A 2,555-nucleotide genomic window follows, 5' to 3' on the forward strand; every position below is an offset into this window, starting at 1 on the left:
CAATCTCGCAGGGGTTGACGCGGCCTGGGGAATCGCGCCGCAGGCGGACGAAATCCGCAAGCTCGATCACGATCGCATGAAGGACGTGTTGTTCACCGAGGAGACGACGGCGGACGATCTAGCGCTGGCCCAGGCGCTGTTGGCCGAGCGGTCGGCCGAGGATATCGCCGCGGCACTGGCGCGGCTTTACCGTGCGCGGCTGCCGTCGCCCGAAGACATCATCGATCCCGGCGAGCGCAGCGGCAAGCCGCGCGAGGATCGCGGGCGCGACAGATTTCAAGGCGAAGGCGGCGATGATCGCGCCGCGAGGCCTCGATCGAAATCGGGCAAAGCATCGTCGAAGCACGTCATGTCGGAGACCAGCGTCTGGTTTCGCGCCGCGATCGGGCGGCGCAAGAATGCCGAGGCGCGCTGGCTGCTGCCGATGATCTGCCGCCGCGGCGGCATCGACAAGCGCGACATCGGCGCCATCAAGATCATGGATACCACGACCGAGTTCGAGATCTCCGAGCGGGTCGCGGAGTCCTTCGCCGCAAAGGTCAAGCGTCCGGACAAGGAAGACAGCATTCGGATCGAGCCGATGGCGGACGCGCCGCAGCGCCAGGAACGTTCGGAACCGCAGTCCCATGCCCCCCGGCGCGAGAGGGACGATGGCGATCATCGCGAACGCCGCGACGAGCGTCCGCGCGAGGCGCGTGAATTCAAGCCACGCGGCAAGCCACCCGGCGAGCGCGGACCGAGATTCGACGAGGCTCCTTCCTTTGGAAAGAAAAAGAAGCATCGCGACAAGCAGGCCCGCGCGGAGCCCTCGGTCACCCCGTGGCCGGTGAAGGGCGCGCCGGGAAAGAAGACGAAGAAGAAAAAGCATCGCGGCTGAGCGGCCGCCGTTCAGGACGGGCAATGATGCCGCCGGATTGCACCGGCGGCATCATCTGAAAGGTCAGGTGTGAGTTCAGCGGCCACCGCCACCACCACCACCACCTCCTCCGCCGCCACCACCGCCACCGCCGCCGGCATCACGCATGGACGAGTTGTAGCGGGGATCGGTCTGCTTCATGTAGGTCGGCGAGGTATCGTTGGTGAGGCGAGCGACGGGGCGGCGTGCGCGGCCCGGGGTCGACGACTCCGCGACGATGCCACAGCTTTCGAAGAAGGCGAACTGGCAGCCATCGGTTCGGTGCTGCGCCGCGTTGGCGCTGGTCGCGGCGAACGCGCTCGTCGCAATGCATGCGATCAAAGCAGCTTTCGACAATGTGAGCTTCATGGATATTCTCCAGCCTCGGTTTGGCGAGACCGGAACGGCTCGCACACACTTTCGACGGAGCCTGACCTGACCCGGTTCGAGGGCGCCGCTTCACGCCGGCGTGAGCCGGCCGGCCGGGGAGGGACGTTACGCCGCGGTAAGGTCGCGCAGCATGTATGTCGCGCCGTCGCCATAGGAGGCGAGCTTCGCGCGCAGGTCCGCGTCCGTCGTGACGGGCCGAAAGCCGAGGCGCTCCCACAACGGCCGCGTCGCGTAGACCGAGACCAGCGCGAGCGTTGGGGTGCCTGACGCGCGCGCCAGCTGCTCGATATCGGCGATGTAAGCGCGCAGAACGCCGCCGCGAAAATCCGGCAACACGGCGACGTCGTGGACGTAGAGACAATCCGCATCGTCAGGCAATCGTGCGATGAAAGCGTCGAGCGGCGGAATCCGGTGCTGCTTCCAGGGATGCGAAAACCCGTAGCCGGCGATCGCATCGTCGGCGACAAGCGCGCGGCAGCCATCGGGATAGAGCCGCATCTTCTCGGCGAACACCTCGAGCCTTTCAGGAAGATCAGGATGTATCCGCGCCGCGATGGCGCTGATCGCGGGCAGGTCGGATGCGTGTGCGGGACGCCAATGCGGCTTGCTCATGTCTTTCCGTCGTTCCGTCTCGGTCGGTCCAGTTTATTCCGCCGCGCCAGCGCGCGCAGCGAAAAATATCTTGGCCGCCGTCTCAGGAATACCAGGCCGCGCGCGGCGTCCTACCCATGCAAGCCAATTGCATGACAGGAGATATCATGACGTCCTCGATCCGCCTCGCGCTCACGCTCGCAATCTCGCTCGCGATCGTTCCCGCCGCCTTCGCCGCACCGCCGACCAAGACGGGCAAGACCGACAAGGGCAACGTGCTCACCGACGCCAAAGGCATGACGCTCTACACCTTCGACAAGGATGCTGACGGCAAGTCGGCCTGCAACGGTCCATGCGCGACCAACTGGCCGGTGCTGAAGGCCGAAGCGAGTGATGCGGCCGGCGACGGCTATACTGTCATCACGCGCGACGACGGCTCGAAGCAGTGGGCCTACAAGGGCAAGCCGCTCTACACCTTCGCCAAGGACCAGAAGCCCGGCGATGTCACCGGCGACGGCTTCTTGAACGGCGCCTGGCATCTGGCGATGCCGTAACGGCGCTCTGCCGTTATCTCGGATATTCGAGTTGCATCGCGACGAAGTCGGCGGTGCGCGATCCGTAGCGCGCATCGATGGCGTGCAGCGTCTGGTCCAGAGCACGCGCCGGCGGCAGGTCGACG

General features: G+C 65.9%; 4 protein-coding genes. 2 read left to right on the forward strand and 2 right to left on the reverse strand.

Annotated elements, in window-relative coordinates:
- The coding region (locus MOV75_RS34140; RefSeq protein WP_247007537.1) for a DbpA RNA binding domain-containing protein at positions 1-877 on the forward strand (877 nt) is incomplete at its 5' end.
- Between the two features lie 75 nt (positions 878-952).
- On the opposite strand, the gene MOV75_RS34145 is transcribed toward MOV75_RS34140, so the two are convergent.
- Entirely contained in the window at positions 953-1,264 is a 312-nt protein-coding gene (locus MOV75_RS34145; RefSeq protein WP_246932764.1) for a hypothetical protein, read from the reverse strand.
- Positions 1,265-1,390: 126 nt separating this feature from the next.
- On the reverse strand, positions 1,391-1,897 hold the full coding sequence (locus tag MOV75_RS34150) for a GNAT family N-acetyltransferase (RefSeq protein ID WP_247007538.1): 507 nt from the start codon (positions 1,895-1,897) through the stop codon (positions 1,391-1,393).
- 146 nt (positions 1,898-2,043) lie between these two features.
- Here MOV75_RS34150 and MOV75_RS34155 point away from each other — a divergent pair, with 146 nt between their 5' ends.
- A complete protein-coding gene (locus MOV75_RS34155; protein ID WP_246932829.1) occupies positions 2,044-2,430 on the forward strand; it encodes a hypothetical protein in 387 nt (128 codons plus the stop codon).
- The last annotated feature ends 125 nt before the right edge of the window (positions 2,431-2,555 follow it).

The organism is Bradyrhizobium sp. PRIMUS42 (assembly GCF_023006515.1).
Taxonomy (GTDB): domain Bacteria; phylum Pseudomonadota; class Alphaproteobacteria; order Rhizobiales; family Xanthobacteraceae; genus Bradyrhizobium.